This window comes from Aequorivita sp. IT1282, from assembly GCF_058068205.1.
In genome coordinates, this window is the sequence record NZ_JBYRHR010000001.1 from 41518 (window position 1) to 60140 (window position 18623).

8 protein-coding genes are annotated in these 18623 nt (G+C 39.0%); all 8 read left to right on the top strand.

All coding sequences use genetic code 11. From position 1 onward, the window contains the following. Positions 1–7: 7 nt before the first annotated feature. Positions 8–1231: a bifunctional phosphopantothenoylcysteine decarboxylase/phosphopantothenate--cysteine ligase CoaBC gene (gene coaBC / locus AC3RVG_RS00205; RefSeq protein WP_489689410.1), complete on the top strand. Its 1224-nt coding sequence runs from the start codon at positions 8–10 to the stop codon at positions 1229–1231. After that, positions 1224–2114 carry a type IX secretion system protein PorD gene (porD, locus tag AC3RVG_RS00210; protein WP_489689411.1) on the top strand — a complete coding sequence of 297 codons (891 nt, stop codon included), beginning with the start codon at positions 1224–1226 and terminating at the stop codon, positions 2112–2114. Before coaBC ends, porD begins: the two co-directional genes overlap by 8 nt. 118 nt (positions 2115–2232) lie before the next feature. After that, the gene (gene recN / locus AC3RVG_RS00215; RefSeq protein ID WP_489689412.1) at positions 2233–3885 is read left to right on the top strand and encodes a DNA repair protein RecN; all 1653 of its coding nucleotides are present in this window, start codon (positions 2233–2235) and stop codon (positions 3883–3885) included. 71 nt (positions 3886–3956) lie between these two features. Further along, complete coding sequence (locus AC3RVG_RS00220) at positions 3957–4775, top strand: enoyl-ACP reductase FabI (protein WP_489689413.1); 819 nt, start codon at positions 3957–3959, stop codon at positions 4773–4775. A 149-nt stretch (positions 4776–4924) separates the two neighbouring features. Further along, on the top strand, positions 4925–8626 hold the full coding sequence (locus tag AC3RVG_RS00225) for a T9SS type A sorting domain-containing protein (protein ID WP_489689414.1): 3702 nt from the start codon (positions 4925–4927) through the stop codon (positions 8624–8626). A 505-nt stretch (positions 8627–9131) separates the two neighbouring features. Then, a complete protein-coding gene (locus AC3RVG_RS00230; protein WP_489689415.1) occupies positions 9132–12272 on the top strand; it encodes a choice-of-anchor J domain-containing protein in 3141 nt (1046 codons plus the stop codon). A 498-nt stretch (positions 12273–12770) separates the two neighbouring features. Beyond that, the gene (locus AC3RVG_RS00235; RefSeq protein ID WP_489689416.1) at positions 12771–16484 is read left to right on the top strand and encodes a GEVED domain-containing protein; all 3714 of its coding nucleotides are present in this window, start codon (positions 12771–12773) and stop codon (positions 16482–16484) included. Between the two features lie 149 nt (positions 16485–16633). Continuing rightward, positions 16634–18271, top strand: coding sequence for a T9SS type A sorting domain-containing protein (locus AC3RVG_RS00240; protein WP_489689417.1), 1638 nt, complete (start codon positions 16634–16636; stop codon positions 18269–18271). The last annotated feature ends 352 nt before the right edge of the window (positions 18272–18623 follow it).

The window sequence follows — 18623 nt, forward strand, 5'->3', positions numbered from 1 at the left end:
CTGAAAAATGGCTGTTTTGAACGGGAAAAATATCTTGCTTGGAGTTACCGGCGGGATTGCCGCGTACAAAACAGCCTTTTTAGTTCGGCTTTTGGTGAAGAAAGGAGCTAATGTAAAAGTGGTTATGACGCATTCTGCTAAAGAATTTGTTACACCGCTTACCCTTGCAACACTCTCTAAAAACGAAGTGTTTTCATCTTTTACAAAAGAAAAAGATGAAAATAGCTTTAAAGAGCCCGAATGGAACAACCACGTGGAGTTGGCCCTTTGGGCTGATTTGTTTTTAATAGCTCCAGCTACCGCAAATACGCTTTCTAAAATGGCGAATGGTACCTGCGACAATCTATTGCTTGCCTGCTATCTTTCTGCAAAATGCCCGGTGTATTACGCGCCAGCAATGGATTTAGACATGTACCAACATCCGTCCACAAATAATACTTTTGATAAACTTAATAGCTTCGGAAATATTCAAATTCCGGCGGCTTTTGGTGAACTTGCAAGTGGTTTAGTGGGGCAGGGTAGAATGGCTGAGCCAGAAGAAATTGTTTCCTTTTTAGAAAATAATATTTTAGAAAAACTTCCGCTTCGCGGGAAGAAGTTTTTAATAACTGCTGGTCCAACCTACGAGGCAATTGATCCCGTGCGTTTCATCGGAAATCATTCGAGTGGAAAAATGGGTTATGCTATTGCTGAAGCCGCAGCCCAACTTGGCGCTGAGGTTGTTTTAATATCTGGCCCTTCAGCTTTAAAGCTTGAAAACGATTTCGTGAAAATTGTTCGCGTTACATCGGCAGCAGAAATGTATACTGCAGCGCACGAATATTTCGACAAAAGTGATGTTGCTATTTTAAGCGCCGCCGTTGCAGATTATCGCCCTTCTGAAGTTGCTACAGAAAAGATTAAAAAGAAAAGTGATGATCTTACCCTTCACCTTATAAAAACTAAAGATATATTAGCGTCGCTGGGTGAAATTAAGAAAAAGCAATTTTTGGTTGGTTTTGCACTCGAAACCCAAAACGAAGAAGAAAACGCAAAATTGAAACTCAAAAAAAAGAATTTAGATTTAATTGTGTTAAATTCGCTTCGAGACAAAGGCGCTGGTTTTAAAACTGACACCAACAAAATTACTTTAATCACCAAAGACAATAAAACACTTCCTTTTCCTGTTAAACCTAAAAAAGAAGTAGCAAAAGATATTTTAGAATATATTATAGAACAGACAAATGCGTAAAATTTTACTTTTCTTATTATGTGCTATCGCTGCGTTTTCTACGCAGGCCCAAGAACTTAATTGCACCGTTTCCATTGATGCCGAACAAACCGGACAGCCCAATTTGCAAATTTTCCGCACGTTGGAAACCCAGTTACGGGAGTTTGTAAACAACACAAAATGGACCGATAAAGAATACAAAAACCAGGAGCGAATAGATTGTAATATGACGCTGGTTATTAGTCAGTTTGACGGCGATTCTTTTACTGCTACATTGCAAGTTCAGTCTTCGCGTCCCGTTTTTCAATCTACCTATGACACACCAGTTTATAACTATTTTGACAGACAAGTTAGATTCAGTTATAAGGAATTTGAGCCGCTTACTTTCAACATAAATAGCTTTGGTTCAAACCTTGTTTCTGTAGTGGCGTTTCATGTTTATACGGTTATAGGTTTAGATGCAGATACTTTTACCCCAAACGGTGGAGAGCCTTATTTTGAAATCGCGAAACAAATTACTAATACTGCTGCTTCTAGCAATTTTCAAGGTTGGAAAGCCACAGATGGCAACCAGTCTAGATACCGTTATAACGATGCTTTAATCTCTTCAGTTTATAAAGAATTTCACGATGTGATGTACAAATATCACCGCGATGGAATGGATGCAATGGCGAGCGATCAAAAAAAGGCAAAACAAACAATTGCTGAAGCCATAAACAATTTAAAAGGTATTAATGACCGTCGTCCAAATTCTTTCTTGGTGCGTACATTTTTTGATGCGAAAAGTGACGAAATACAAGCCGTATTTAGCGGTGGGCCACAGGTAGATATTACCAAATTAATGGAGAATCTTAATAGATTGGCTCCCACAAAACGAAGCAATTGGTCTGAAATTAAATTTTAATTTTATCGAGATTGTACCAATTAGTATCTTTCCTTTAAATTTATAGATTCAAAGGTCAAATTTGATTACTTGAATTTGAAAAATCTAACGTCTCACTTCTAAAATCTAACAGCTAAATTTGATAACCAGCCTTGCCATAAAAAATTATGCGCTTATTGAAGATATTCGCGTGGATTTAAGTGAGGGTTTAACCATTATTACTGGTGAAACAGGTGCTGGAAAATCAATTATCCTCGGGGCTTTGGGGCTACTTTTAGGAAAACGTGCAGATTTAAGCAGCGTTAAAGATCCTGCTCTAAAATGTGTAATAGAGGGACATTTCCAAATAAAAAATTACGGATTACAAAATGTTTTTGACGATAATGATTTGGATTACGAATCCCTTACCATTATTAGAAGGGAAATATTGCCGGGCGGAAAATCACGAGCTTTTGTAAACGATACTCCGGTAGCATTGACGCAACTGCAGGCCTTGGCGCCGTATTTAGTAGATGTACATAGCCAGCACGAAACTTTGGAAATTGTTTCCGAAACATTCCAAATGGAAGTAATAGATGCGCTGGCGGGAAATTCTGAAGACTTGAAATCGTACCAGTTTCAATTTGAAGATTATAAAAAGATTTCAGAAAAACTGTCAGCTTTAAAACTTCAAAAGGAAAATGCTTCAAAAGAGCTTGAATTCAATACTTTTCTTTTTAATGAACTTCAGCAAGCAGGTTTAAAAAACTTGAACCAAGAAGAGCTTGAAGAAACCTACGAAACGTTGAATAATGCCGAGGCAATACAGGAAGCGCTTGCCAATGTTGACCGACTAATTGACGAAGAACAAATTGGCGCTTTGCAAACCGCAAAAGAAGGGCGTATTGTTTTGGGCAAAATCAAAGAATTTTCAAAAAGCTTTGATGATTTTTGGCAACGTTTAAATAGCGTTATTATTGAAATGGAAGATATTTCGGCCGAAATAAGTAAGGCTGCGGAAGCAATAGAGGCAGACCCCGAAACGCTTTCACAAATAAATGAAAAGTTACAAACGCTTTATAAATTACAACAAAAACACTCCGTTGCCACCGTTGCTGAACTAATAGCATTAGAGGAGCAATTGGAGGAAAAAGTGAATATTACACTCGGATTAGACGAGCAGATAATAAAATTAGAAAAGCAGAAAAATGCCTTACGCGAAACTGCTTTAGAAATAGCGGGAAAACTTCATAATAAAAGAATGGAGGCAATTCCAATTCTTAAAACGAAGTTGGAAGAAACGCTTTTTCCTTTAGGCTTGCCAAATGCACGGTTTCAGTTTGAACTTACTTCTTCTGAAACATTTAAAAGCAACGGAACCGACGCGTTACAATTGTTGTTTACTGCAAATAAAGGACTAGCTTTTGGGCCATTAAAAAAAGTAGCCTCGGGTGGGGAAATGAGTAGAATTATGCTCGCAATTAAAGCGGTTTTGGCCGAATACAAAAAATTGCCAACCATTGTTTTTGATGAAATAGATACAGGTGTTTCTGGAGAAGTGGCTAATAAAATGGCGGTAATAATGCACCAAATGAGTAAATCGATGCAGTTGTTAAGTATTACGCATTTACCGCAAATAGCCGCAAAAGGCGACCATCATATAAAAGTTTACAAGGAAGACAATAACGAAGTAACTGCTACCTATCTTAGAATTTTGAACAAAGATGAGCGCATCGTGGAGATTGCAGAAATGCTTGGTGGCAAAAATGTTTCGGAAGCGGCAATAGCAAATGCGAAGGAATTATTGAATTAAAATGTATCTTTACTCTTCTGTTAAAAATTGAAAAAATCAAAAATCTATTCAACCATAAAATACATTAAAACATGTCTTATAACTTACTAAAAGGAAAACGGGGAATCATTTTTGGAGCATTGGATGCTAATTCCATAGCTTGGAAAACCGCAGAGCGCGTTCACGAGGAAGGTGGAAAATTTGTACTTACAAATGCGCCAATTGCACTACGTATGGGCCAGATAAAAGAGCTAGCAGATAAAACTAACTCTGAAGTTGTTCCTGCAGATGCAACAAGTATTGAAGACTTGGAAAATTTGGTAGCTAAGGCAACCGAAATTTTAGGAGGTAAATTAGATTTTGTGTTGCACTCTATTGGAATGTCTGTAAACGTTCGAAAAGGCAATCACTATACAAATCAGAATTACGATTTTACCCATAAAGGTTGGGATATTTCGGCTGTTTCGTTTCATAAAACGATGCAAGTACTTTACCAAAAAGATGCGATGAATGAGTGGGGGAGCATAATTGCACTTACTTATATGGCTTCGCAACGTGTTTTCCCAGATTATAATGATATGGCAGATAATAAGGCATATTTAGAAAGTATTGCACGTAGTTTTGGTTATTTCTTCGGAAAGGATAAAAAAGTTCGTGTTAATACTATTTCACAGTCGCCAACACCAACAACTGCAGGTCAAGGAGTTAAGGGTTTTGATGGTTTTATAAGCTATGCCGATAAAATGTCGCCACTTGGAAATGCAACTGCCTTGGATTGTGCTAATTACACCATTGCGATGTTTAGCGACTTGACAAAAAGAGTAACTCTTCAGAATTTATATAACGATGGAGGTTTTTCAAACATGGGCGTCAGTGATGGCGTTATGGAAGCTTTTGTAGAAGGGAAGTAGTTTTTTCTTTCATAAAATTAATTTAATCCTGTCCAGATTTTCTGTGACAGGATTTTTTTTATTCTTGACAGAAGTAGTTGGTGTATTCACTTGCGTTTAACGTTTTTTTTGATACTTTTAGGGACATATTAACTAAAATTTATCTAATTATGAAAAGAAGTACTCTTATGGGGTGTTTTGTTGGCCTACTAGCGCTGACGATGCAAGCCCAGATTGTTCAACCTTCTATCTCGACGACCCAACAGGGCACGACAAAAATAGAAGTCCAAAAAAAGGCCGGCACCTCAATTGAGGATTTGTTGGTAAGGTATAATAGAGTCGGAAATCAAAGCGGTTCTATTTCCGACCATTTTACAATGGAGGAGCAACGAATGTTGCGTACACATTTTAGTAACAAATTACCTATTGCAACAGAGGCTGCGAAAAAGGCGCAATACACTCCTTTGTTCGTGACTACAGACTATACTGATAAATTCGGTAATTCTACAGGGATTGATTACTCTATAGAAAACAGAATTGTTTCTAAACAAAAAACACCACTATTTGTTTCTCCCGAATCTTTTACTGCTGAAGAAGAAGCTGAAATTCTGGCGGCTTCTATGAGTAGAACAAATACTACTGTACAAAATTATACAACAACTCAACGAAGAGGAATTCTTTCTGACATTGTGCCTACAGCCGGAGCTGTTGAAAGTTTTGCAGTATCTGCTGGAGATTTCTTTTTCGATCCATCAGATGGTACTACTGGAGGTCCAGGTGGAGATTGTTCAACTACTAGCTCGGGAAATCCTGGAGATTACCCTAACTGTGGTTGTATTACTACAACTACCTTAACAGGGACTGATTTATCTGTAGAATTCTTATCATTTAGAATTTTTGGAACTTTTGATTTCTTAAATATTTATGATGGTCCAGATACGAGTTCACCTCAAATATATAATAGTAATTTAAATGGTGATACAGATACATTAGCAGGTATGATTGTCGCTAATGGTTCAGGGGTTTTTACTTCTACTTCAGGCGCATTAACATTTGAATTTAGTGCTACAACTGTAGTAAACACTTGTGGATGGGAAGTTGAAGTACTTACCGCTGGCGGCGGCGGAGGCGGCGGAGGCCCTTCTGTAGTTTATGGTCTTAATTTACGTGCAGGATCTTGTTCAACAGATTTTGGAACTTTTCCATTAGCAGGACCATATAATATTGCACCTATAAGCAACACAATAACACCAATTTATGGTGGTGATTTTGATGGAAGCGGTACATTATATGCATTTAACGGCACTGCAGCAACTTTGTTAACCTTAGACACAACCACAGGTGCTGAAACAACGGTAGCACCAGTAACAGGATTACTTGCTGGAGAAGGTTTAAGAGGTATTGCCTGGAACGAAGCTGATAGTACAATGTACTTAATGGCAGGAGCTGGTGATGTTGGATCTGTTTATACGGTTAACCTTACAACAGCTGTAGCTACTTTAGTAGGAAGCACAACTATTGTTGGATGGGTTCCTATTTGGTTGGCAATAGACTCTACTGGAAATGCATTTATGGCAGATGTTGGATTAGACAGCCTTTATTCAGTGAGTTTAACAACTGGTACAGCTACCTTAGTGGGAGCATTAGGTATTAACATCAATTTTGCACAGGATGCAGATTTTGATCCAGATACAGATATCCTTTATATGGGAGCATATTTAGGTGGTGGAGTAAATGTTTTTGCTTCTGTAAATACTACAACTGGCGTTGCTACTTCATTGGGATCAGTTAACACTGATTGTGCTGAAATGGGAATAGTAGCCTTAAAAGGCACCAGTGGCGGTGGTGGCGGTGGTGCCTTAACTACGGTTTACGGTATCAACAATTCTAACCAAAATTTAATTGGTTTTGGAGTAGCAACACCAGGAACTACTGAAGTTTTTGGAACTTCTCCTGTTACTGTCAACTTTGAGAACGCTGGAGCTATTGATCCTGCAAACCCAACTACTGGGTATGCACTTGATAATGCAGGCCAATTTTATTCTTTTGACGTTACTTCAGGTTTCTATACTTTGTTAGGAAACATCGCAGGTGACTGGGTAGGTATGGAGTTTGACCGTGTTAGCGGTACGCTTTATGCTATTGCTGGTGCAGATCTTTATACTATCGATCCAGTTGCAGTTACTGCAACATTGATAGGCGCAACAGGTATTAACCCAAGCGATCTTCCTATAGCCCTTGCTATTGATGGAGCTGGAGTTGGATATACTTATGAAATAGTAACAGACAATCTGTATTCTATCGATCTTGCTACTGCAACTGCTACATTAATTGGCAATATTGGTTTTGACGCCAATTTTGGACAAGGAATGTGTTACGACCCAACAACCGATATGGTTTATATGTCGGCATTTAACGGTGCTGCATTTGCGGCTGAATGGCGTTCAGTAAATACAACTACTGGAGCAACTACTTTAATAGGTGAAATTATTACTCCAGCAACCACAACTCAGGTAGCTTGGTCATCTATAGGAGAAACACTTCCTCCTCCATCATGTCCAGAACCAACAAACTTGGTTGTAAGCAATATTACTGAGACAACTGCGGACCTTGCTTGGAGTGCCGAGCCAAATGCCAGTAATGGTTATGTTTGGTATGTATTCCTTGAGGGAGCAAACCCAGCTGTAGACCCTGCGGTATCCACAGGCACAACAGTAGCTGGTACAACAACTGCAACCGCTGGCGGTTTAACAAACGGTATTGCATATGATTTTTATGTAGTTGCCGATTGTGATGTAGATGGCTTAAGCTCTTACGCAGGTCCTGTTACTTTTGAAACTTTAATTACTCCACCAGCATGTGGTGGTAAGTTTTATGATACGGGAGGTGCAGCAGGCGACTATGAAAACAATGCAAACGTAACAACCACTATCACGCCTACAAATGCTGGCGAATTGGTTACAGTAACGTTTACATCTTTTGAAGTAGAAACTGGATGGGATGCACTTTATGTTTATGATGGCCCAGATGCTTCTGCTCCAATAATTTCTAGCGGTAACCCAGCAACTAATGGTGGTTTCCCTGCAGGAGGATATTATGGAACAACCAATCCTGGTCCATTTACATCTTCGCACGCAACTGGTACATTAACTTTTGTATTCTTGAGTGATGCTTCGGTACCACAAGCAGGATGGGAAGCAGATGTTACTTGCGCGCTTTCACCTCCACCTAACGATTTAATCGTGAATTCAATAGATGTAGATGAAATAGGGTTCCCTTATACTGACCCTGCTGTGCATATGCCAGCTGCAACTACAGAAGGTGGCAATCCACTGAATTGTGATCTTACTGGAGCAAATGGTGTTTGGTACAATTTTGTAGCTGGTGGCGATGGCCAAGCCAATGCAATGATTGTTACTCCTGGTGGAGCTAGTTCTGTAACGTTCTACACTGCACCAGACGAGAATGCTACCGAGACTGATCTTGTATTGGTTCCACAGAACACTAACCAATGTGCTCCTGGCACTTCTGCATCTATATATACACTTGCAGGTCAGGCTTACTACGTTTTTGTACTAAACAGTGGAGCTATTACCGATATCGTTATCGACGGTACTAACCTTAGTCTTACAGAAAATACCCTAACAGGATTCAGTTATTATCCGAACCCAACTAGTGGTATTTTAAACCTGAAGAGTGTTGACAACATCGAGCACGTATCGCTGTACAACATCTTAGGTCAGATTGTGGTTAATAATCGTGTAGACGCTACGACTTCACAGATTGATATCTCTGGACTTAGTACGGGAACCTACCTAATGAAGGTAACGGTGAACGGACAAACAGGGACTTACAAAGTGTTGAAGGACTAATTCTAAATCACTAATTATATTACTAGAACCACCCGCCATTCGCGGGTGGTTTTTTTTTACAACCTGTTTTTATCGTTTTTTTTTTGAAATTTTCAGTGTGGCTTGTGAATTTAATTAATATCTATTAATTATTTACAATTCGATTTTAAGGAATAAGTCGTACAATGTTATATTTTAAAGTGGTTTTATATTAATATTAGTTTTATCGATAAGCAATTCATTATAAGTGTTTTAAGGAATTAATTTCATTTTATAATTTCTATCTCGAAGCCTATTGAGATGCAAAATATTTTTTGACTTTATCTCTCTTGAATAATTTATCGACCAAAATTACTTCGGCGTATAATGATGCCTAATAAGGGTTTGGACCTTTACGTTTAATTAAATAATAGTTTAATATTGTCTATTATAATTTAATTCATGCAGTCAAAAACTTTGAATTGTGCTTTTTTTAGAATAGCTTTAAATTCTTAAAAACTATACATTTAACTAAACCATTTTAATTATGAAGAAAATTACCATGTTAATTTTTGCCTGTATCGGTATAATAGCTACCGTTGAGGCTCAATTTATACAGCAGAACGCCTTGGATTACGGATCTAAGACTACTGTTGTTGAAAATAGACAACAGATGGGTCCATCAGTGGCTCAAACGAATGTGACGCAGTCTGCCACTTTCGATTCAGAAAATTTAAATACACAAAGTGTAGGTCAAAGAATACCTCAAGCCACACTTCTTACAGAAGGCTTTAATGACATTACAACATTACCAGGAGCTGGTTTCAGCTTTGTGAATGTAAGCGACACTCCAGGTTCAACAGGGTGGTTTCAAGGTAATGCCACTGTTTTTCCATCTCAAGCAGGAGCAGCAACTGCCTATATTGGAGCTAATTTTAATAATACAGCGGGTAGTGTAATCAACAACTTTATGATAACACCCCAATTAAATTTGGAAAATGGTGACGAAATTATTTTTTGGACTCGTACTGTAACCGGGAGCACTTTTCCAGATAGATTGGAAGTACGTATAGATCCTACTGGAGCGAATACAAATCCAACGGGTCCAGCTAGTGTTGGCTCGTATACAGGATTATTATTAGAGATAAACCCTACATTGGTTACAGGAGTATATCCAGAAGTTTGGACACAATTTACGGTTGTTATTACTGGCCTTACAGGAGCAATTGATACAAGGGTTGCTTTTAGATATTGGGTTACCAATGGTGGTCCTGCTGGAAGTAATTCAGATTATATAGGAATAGATTCTTTATCTATTGAAGAAGGTACTGGTGGTGGAGGTGGTACCGCTTGTGGCAGCCCTTTATTGGAAGTTAATCAAGATATAGAAGATACTTGTATGGCTACTATCTCACAAGGTGATTTGGCTCAGTCTTACATTCCAACAGAAGCCGAATCTGCTGGTGCAGGTATTAAATTTACGGCGGCATCTACAGGGCTTGATGTGGATCTTTCCTTATGGGATGGTCTTCCGAATGCTGGAGGAATAATGTTAGCTAGTGGAACTTCCCAAACGGATGGTACTGTATGGACCGATGTATTTTGGGACCCTGTAGTTAATGTTACAGTTGGTACAACATATTATATAGTAATAGAGGGTGATGTTAATTTACCATGTATTGCGGGATCTACAAACAATCCATATCCTGATGGAAACGTTTTTGCAAATCCAGGTTATAATCCATTTCCAAATTTTGATTATACTTTCAGAACTTATAGTTGTGATGGTGGCGGATCTACTTGCGTAAGCACAGCTTACGATAGTACAGCCGTTCCGTTTGATATTGATGGCGCAGGAAATTCAACAGCAGATTGTACAAACGCTCCGAACCTTATACCAATTACTGTAAGTGAAACAGGTATAATAGGCTCTGGTGCAACTCTAGAAAATATTACAATAGATATAGCACATACCTTTAGTGCAGATTTAGACCTTTATCTTGTTTCGCCAAGCGGAACAGAATTGTTACTTGCAAATGACCTTGGTGGAGGCACAGATGATGGATACAATGGAACTATGTTTGAAGACGGTGGTGCAGATATTACACTTGCCGCGGCTCCTTTTGGCGTTGGACCTTACCAACCTATGGGCGGTACATTTGCAGCTGCTTTTGCAGGTGAAGATATTGCAGGTGTTTGGAATTTTAAAGTTTGTGATGATGCAGGTGGAGACACTGGCCAAGTATTACAGTTCTCAATGTCTATTTGTGTGCCTCCTGTTTTCACAAATGATGATTGTGCAAACGCAATTGCATTGGCTTGCGGCGACAGTGTTGTAGGTGAGACTTTGACAGCGACAGATTCTGGCGGAAATGCTGCACCAGACGTGTTCTACAAATTTACTGGTAGCGGTGCGTCTCAGTTAGTTACTATTTCACTTTGCGGTGGTGGTACTGACTATGATTCTCTACTTCGTGTATTCGACGATTGTGATCTTCTGAACGAATTAGCTTTAAACGATGACTCTTGTGGTCTTCAGAGTGAGTTAACCTTCGTTTCTGATGGTACATCTACCTATTATATTATGGTTGAAGGCTTCGGTTCTAGCTCTGGAAACTTTAGTTTAGATGTTAGTTGTGCTGATCCACTACCTAACGATGAATGTAGCGGCGCTATAGCAGTAAGCTGTGGTAGTTCTGTTACAGGAACTACAATAGGCGCAACTACAGATACTAGTGCTCCCGCTTGTGGACCTGGCATTACATCGCCAGGTGTATGGTACTCATTGAACGATAACAGTGGTCTTCCAGGTGAAATTACTTTATCACTATGTAACGGAACAGATTTCGATTCTAAAATATCAGTTTATAGCGGAACCTGTGCAGCCCTAGTTTGTGTTGATGGCAACGATGATGCCTGTGGACTTCAGTCAGAAATTACTTTTGCGAGTGATGGGAACACACAGTATTATATCCTTATCCACAGCTTTGGTGGTGCAACGGGCAACTTCACAATGGATGTTACTTGTACACCAACACCTCCGCCAAACGATATGATAGCAAACTCTATTGATGTAGATGAAATAGGCTTCCCTTACACAGATCCTTCTGTTGCGATGCCAGCTGCTACTACAGAAGGTGGCAATCCACTGAATTGTGATCTTACAGGAGCAAATGGTGTTTGGTACAATTTTGTAGCTGGTGGCGATGGCCAAGCCAATGCAATGATTGTTACTCCTGGTGGAGCTAGTTCAGTAACGTTCTACACTGCACCAGACGAGAATGCTACCGAGACTGATCTTGTTTTGGTTCCACAGAACACAAACCAATGTGCTCCTGGCACTTCTGCATCTATATATACACTTGCAGGTCAGGCTTACTACGTTTTTGTACTAAACAGTGGAGCTATTACCGATATCGTTATCGATGGTACTAACCTTAGTCTTACAGAAAATACCCTAACAGGATTCAGTTATTATCCGAACCCAACTAGTGGTATTTTAAACCTGAAGAGTATTGATAACATCGAGCATGTATCGCTGTACAACCTTTTGGGTCAGATTGTGGTTAATAATCGTGTAGACGCTACGACTTCACAGATTGATATCTCTGGACTTAGTACGGGAACCTACCTAATGAAGGTAACGGTGAACGGACAAACAGGGACTTACAAAGTGTTGAAGGACTAATTCTAAATCACTAATTATATTACTAGAACCACCCGCCATTCGCGGGTGGTTTTTTTGTAGCATTATATTTATTCAGAAATATTAGTCAAGTCCAGAATATCTCGATTAGGACTGCTATTTATTATTCTTCAATTGTAAGCGAAATTCTGATTAAATGTTAGAGTTAAATTCTACTTGGTTGAACTTATTATTTTCTTTAATTGATTGCTTTTTTGGTTTTAAGGGTCAATTAAATTTTTTAATGAACTTCAGATTTAAAGTTTCGAATTTCAAAAAAACTTTTGTTTTCTCTTCATTTTTTCAACAATCTCAATGCAGGCAAGCTTTTTATAGTATAATTACGATCAATTATTAGGTTGAAATGGGTGTAGGTAACTGGTTAGTAGATAAATATATTTGATCAAAATTGAATTCTTACAGTCAAAAACTTTGAAATGTGTTTTTTTTGGAATAGCTTTAATTCCTTAAAACTGAGCATTTAACTAAACCACTTAAATTATGAAAAAATTTACGATGTTAATTTTATTACTGTTGTTTTCGGCCAGCTATGGTCAGCAACCGATAATAAAAACGAATGGTGAAAACAATCCCATTCAATTAAATCAACAGCAAAAAACGAGTGCTGTTATGTCTTCAAACGTTACTAACGTTCAGAATAAAGGGGATAATAATCCCATTGTTTACAAGAAACAAAAATCTAATTTTCAATTTGTAACTCCTGAAGGTCGCTCTGCTACTTATCAAGAGAGCGTTGCTCCTGTGCAAAGAAATATGTCTGGAACAACGTCGATGAGTACTTCAAATAATTCACGGAGAACTATTTTAAATCCTCCTGCTGGAACTGCATCAAGAAATACGCAGTCTAATTCAGTTAATAATAATTTGGCGCCTGTGACTATTACACACAGTAATACCCAGAATATTGTTGCTAATAATTCAGTAACTTGTAATGCGGGTGGTATTCCTGATCAAAACAGTTTTTTCAGAGCTTTTAATTTAGCGGCCGATTTTGGTATCACGGATTCTTTTGATGTAAGCAATGCTGAATTTGCGGTGGAAGCTGTTTCTGGTCCAACCAATTTGACTATAAATATCTATTCTACAACAACTGTTTTCCCAGGTGGATATCCAGGTTCTGCTACGCTTCGCGGAACAGCTAATTATGTTTCAACTGTTGCGGATGCTGGAATCGTGGTTTCAGTTCCAATTACTGCAACTATTCCTGCGGGGGCAATTATGATATATGAGCTTAAGATAAACGCTGGTGCAACTTTCTCGTGGTTCCCCGGTTCCAATACTAGTGGACAAACTGGAGTTTCTTGGATTATGTCTGCTGCATGCGGTATCACTTCTCCTACAGATCTAGCGGCAATCGGATTCCCGAATCAGCATATGGTTATGAATATTGTTGGAGAAGAAGCTGGTGGTGGCGGAGCATTCCCAGCTCCTTATTGTGGACCGCTTGATTTTACTTCAAATGTTGAACCTATTACTTTAGTAGATGTAGCAGGAATAAGCAATGTTTCAAGCGCAGTTCTAAACGGTACCCCAGATCACGAAGATTTTACTGCTATTAGCGGCAATATGGAAGCTGGAATGAGTTACCCGGTTGCCTTAGAAGGTAATACAGACGGAAACTTTACAAACCGATTTGTTGTATTTATTGACTGGAACCAAAACGGTGTTTTGAACGATGCGGGAGAAGTATATGAAATAACAGATCTTCTTGTCAACTCTACAGGAACCGATGGTCAGCAATCTAACGGAACCATAGATGTTCCCGCTGGTGCTATGGTTGGAACCACAAGAATGAGAGTTAAGAAACAATTTGGGACGACTAATTATTTAAACCCTTGTTTGGCAACAGGTTTTGGCCAAGCGGAGGATTACTCTATGAATGTTACTGCAGCCGGTGGAGGCGGTGGTGTTTGCGGAACTCCGATACTTGAAATAAATCAAGATTCTACTAATACATGCATGGCTAATATTACACAAGGTGGGTTGGCACAGTCTTATATTCCTTTAGAAGACGAATCTGCTGGAGCAGGAATAATGTTTACAGCTACATCTACAGGACTTGATGTGAATTTATCCTTATGGGATGGACTTCCAAATGCGGGCGGAACAATGTTAGCTAGTGGAACCAGTCAAACCGATGGTACCGTTTGGGCCGATGTATTTTGGGATCCTGTAGTAAATGTTACGGTTGGTACGACATATTATATTGTTATTGAAGGAGATCCTACTTTACCTTGTATTGCGGGTGACACAACCAATCCTTATCCTAATGGAAATGTTTTTGCTAATGCAGGTTATACTCCATTTCCAGATTTTGATTATACTTTCAGAACTTATAGTTGTGATGGTGGTGGTGGCTGTCCAATTGTTAGTGACTGTAACTTAATTGACACTACTCCAGACGATGCTACAAGCCCTGATATTTGGGACAGACCTTTTGCAGATGGAACATGCTGTTCAGGTTTAGGTCCTGTATCATATGACGTTTACGGTCCATTTACCGTTGATGTTACTGGTCTTTACACTGTAGACAGTGATCAAGATGGAGGTGCTTGGGATGGTTATATTTTCATATATGAAACTTGTTTTGATCCATTAGATCAAACTTCAAACTTTGTGGCTGGTGATGATGATGGCCCTGGTGGAATAGGAACTTCTCAAATATTAGATGTTAGCTTAACAGCAGGTACAGAATATTATTTAATTACAACTGGCTTTAGCGCTGGTGATTTTGGAGACTTTACAAATGCTATTTCAGGTGTTGGTACAGTTAGTTGTGGTGGTCCTGTAGTGACCTATGATGATTGTGCTGGTGCAATAGCGCTTGCTTGCGGCGACAGTGTTGTAGGTGAAACTTTGACAGCGACAAATTCTGGCGGAAACGCTGCACCAGACGTTTTCTACAAATTTACTGGTAGCGGTACGTCTCAGTTAGTTACTATTTCACTTTGCGGTGGTGGTACTGATTATGATTCTCTACTTCGCGTATTCGACGATTGTGATCTTCTGAATGAATTAGCTTTTAACGATGACTCTTGTGGTCTTCAGAGTGAGTTAACCTTCGTTTCTGATGGTACATCTACCTATTATATTATGGTTGAAGGCTTCGGTTCTAGCTCTGGAAACTTTAGTTTAGATGTTAGTTGTGTTGATCCACTACCTAACGATGGTTGTAGCGGTGCTATAGCTGTAAGTTGTGGCGGTTCTGTTACAGGTACTACTGTTGGTGCTACTGTAGATACTGCACCCACTTGTGGTACTACTATAACTGCTCCTGGAGTTTGGTACTCATTGAATGATAACAGTGGTCTTCCAGGTGATATTACCCTATCACTATGTAACGGAACAGATTTCGATTCTAAAATATCAGTTTATAGCGGAACCTGTGCAGCCCTAGTTTGTGTTGATGGCAACGATGATGCTTGTGGACTTCAGTCCGAAATTACTTTTGCAAGTGATGGGAACACACAGTATTATATTCTTATCCACGGCTTTGGTAGTGCAACGGGCAACTTCACAATGGATGTTACTTGTACGCCAACACCTCCGCCAAACGATATGATAGCAAACTCTATTGATGTAGATGAAATAGGTTTCCCTTACACAGATCCTTCTGTTGCGATGCCTGCTGCTACTACGGAAGGTGGCAATCCACAAGGTTGTGATCTTACTGGAGCAAATGGTGTTTGGTACAATTTTGTAGCTGGAGGCGATGGCCAAGCCAATGCAATGATTGTTATTCCAGGTGGAGCTAGTTCAGTAACGTTCTACACTGCACCAGACGAGAATGCTACTGAGACCGATCTTGTATTAGTTCCACAGAACACTAACCAATGTGCTCCTGGCACTTCTGCATCAATTTATACTCTAGCAGGTCAGGCTTACTATGTTTTTGTATTGAACAGTGGAGCTATTACCGATATCGTGATTGACGGTACTAACCTTGGTCTTACAGAAAATACCCTAACAGGATTTAGTTATTATCCGAACCCAACCAGTGGTATTTTAAACCTGAAGAGTATTGATAACATCGAGCATGTATCGCTGTACAACCTTTTGGGTCAGATTGTGGTTAATAATCGTGTTGGCGCTACGACTTCACAGATTGACATCTCTGGACTTAGTACGGGCACCTACCTTATGAAGGTCACGGTGAACGGACAAACAGGGACTTACAAAGTGTTGAAAGACTAGTTCTAAATCACTAATTATATTACTAGAACCACCCGCCATTCGCGGGTGGTTTTTTATTTCCGCAACTGTTTATTTCGCGGTAAAACTTTTGTTTTATAGTACTTTTTTATATACTTTTAATGCAGTTTAACTAAATCCTATAAATAATTATGAAAAAAATTACACTTCTTTTATCATGCTTTGTAGCATTTACAGGGCTTGTGAATTCACAAAGTATTGCTGATTTACCAAATGTGGTAAACAATCCTGTTCGTACCGCTCCAGCACCAGCTGCGTATTTTAATAATACCAATGCTGTGCCTGTGGCAGATGGCGTTCAAGGGATGAATACTACTCCTTTGAATCCAAACCTTCGTATTCCTTTTACTGGGACCTATGGCGATCCTGGAAATAACGCAGTAGCTGCGTTGGTTTATGATAATGGCCTTGTATATAACTTACCTGGACCACCTCCTGTTAGTTTGTTACAAGATACTTCATTAGGAATGTCATTATTCGGTTTTGGAGCTCAGTTTACAGCTGGAAATAGTATGGCTGATGATATGGTATTAACTGGAGATTTCGACATTACATCTATTGATGTTTATGCTTACCAAACTGGTTCAGCACCTCCAACTATGACAGGTCTTTACTTACAAGTTTGGGATGGAGATCCTAGTGGTGGTGGAGCTTCAGTTATCTGGGGTGACCTTACAACTAATGTTCTTTCTAATAATGTTACTTCTGGTGCATTTAGACAATTAGAAAGCGCTCCTGGTGATACAAACAGAGAAATTCAATTAGTTACAGCAAATACTGCTGGACTTTCTCTTACTGCGGGAACCTATTGGATTGAATATAGCTTTGAAGGTTCTGGAGCTTCTGGACCTTGGGCACCACCTATTGTAATTACAGGAAATGCAACTACAGGAAATGCTATGCAAAATATAGCTGGAACTTACGGTCCTGCTATGGACACTGGATCAGGTGCACCTCAAGGTATGCCATTTCAAGTTTATGGTGATCCTGTTGGCGGTGGCGGTGCTTGTACCGAAGAGAACCCTAACGATGGTACTTTCGAGAATGGCTTTAACTGTTCATCTACAACTGCTTTTCTTACTGCCAACGATGTAACTGTTGCAGCAGATGAAAACTTCACTTTGAATAACATTACTGCTAGTATTTTTGCTAATGGTGGAATTACAAACGTTGATGTTAACTATTATGACGATGCAGCTGGTCTTCCAGGAACAATAATTGGTTCTGAAGCCTCTGTTACAATCGACAACCAAACAGTTATTGGTGCTAACTTCGGTTTTGATGTTAACGAAATTGAGTTAAGTGTTACACCATTTACCTTTGCAGGACAAGCTGGCGTTCCTACTACATACTGGATTGAACTTTCAGTTACAGATGGTGGAGCAACAGGCAGTGTATTCTGGGTTGTTACTTCTTCTACTATGGAAGGAAATCCTAGTGCTCAGTTTGATGCTGGTTGGGGTATTCCAGATCCACTTATGGATGGAGTTTATATCTGGAGTGGAGATTGTGATGCTTTAAGTGTTAGTGAAAACGCACTTGCAGGTTTCTCTTATTATCCAAACCCAGTGACCGAAGTTCTTTCTTTGAAATCGGTAAGCAATATAGAATCAGTTTCTATTTTCAATCTGTTAGGTCAGCAAGTGTTGCGCACTGATATTGGTGCTACAACATCTGATATTAACCTTTCTGGACTTACTACAGGTAGCTACATTATGAAAGTTACTGTAAATGGACAAACAGGAACCTATAAGATTTTGAAAAACTAAACTTTTTATAATCCTATTGAAAAGCCATCCACGAAAGTGGGTGGCTTTTTTTTTACTGCAAAATTACATTGCATAAAATAATCACTTAAAACCTCGAATATAGTCCCATTTGCAAGGCTGATGCATATGTATAGTAACTACAAAGTATATTATGGAACGTAGGTAATAGTTGAATATCATACAATCCCACTAAAATATGTGGAGAAAAAATTAATACTACTGCTACTACATAACTTTCATCAAAGATTTACTACCTAGACCACGTTAATTTTATACAATCTTCATAATTATTCTTAAATTGTTTAGAATAAAACTTTGAAGACAAACTTATTTTGAATATCTTTAGTAGTAA

Excerpts from the sequence above, each read along its gene's own strand:
- AC3RVG_RS00235 (WP_489689416.1), top strand. The coding sequence starts at position 12,771 with ATGAAAAAATTTACGATGTTAATTTTATTACTGTTGTTTTCGGCCAGC.
- coaBC (WP_489689410.1), top strand. The coding sequence starts at position 8 with ATGGCTGTTTTGAACGGGAAAAATATCTTGCTTGGAGTTACCGGCGGG.
- AC3RVG_RS00230 (WP_489689415.1), top strand. The coding sequence starts at position 9,132 with ATGAAGAAAATTACCATGTTAATTTTTGCCTGTATCGGTATAATAGCT.
- AC3RVG_RS00240 (WP_489689417.1), top strand. The coding sequence starts at position 16,634 with ATGAAAAAAATTACACTTCTTTTATCATGCTTTGTAGCATTTACAGGG.
- AC3RVG_RS00225 (WP_489689414.1), top strand. The coding sequence starts at position 4,925 with ATGAAAAGAAGTACTCTTATGGGGTGTTTTGTTGGCCTACTAGCGCTG.
- AC3RVG_RS00220 (WP_489689413.1), top strand. The coding sequence starts at position 3,957 with ATGTCTTATAACTTACTAAAAGGAAAACGGGGAATCATTTTTGGAGCA.
- porD (WP_489689411.1), top strand. The coding sequence starts at position 1,224 with ATGCGTAAAATTTTACTTTTCTTATTATGTGCTATCGCTGCGTTTTCT.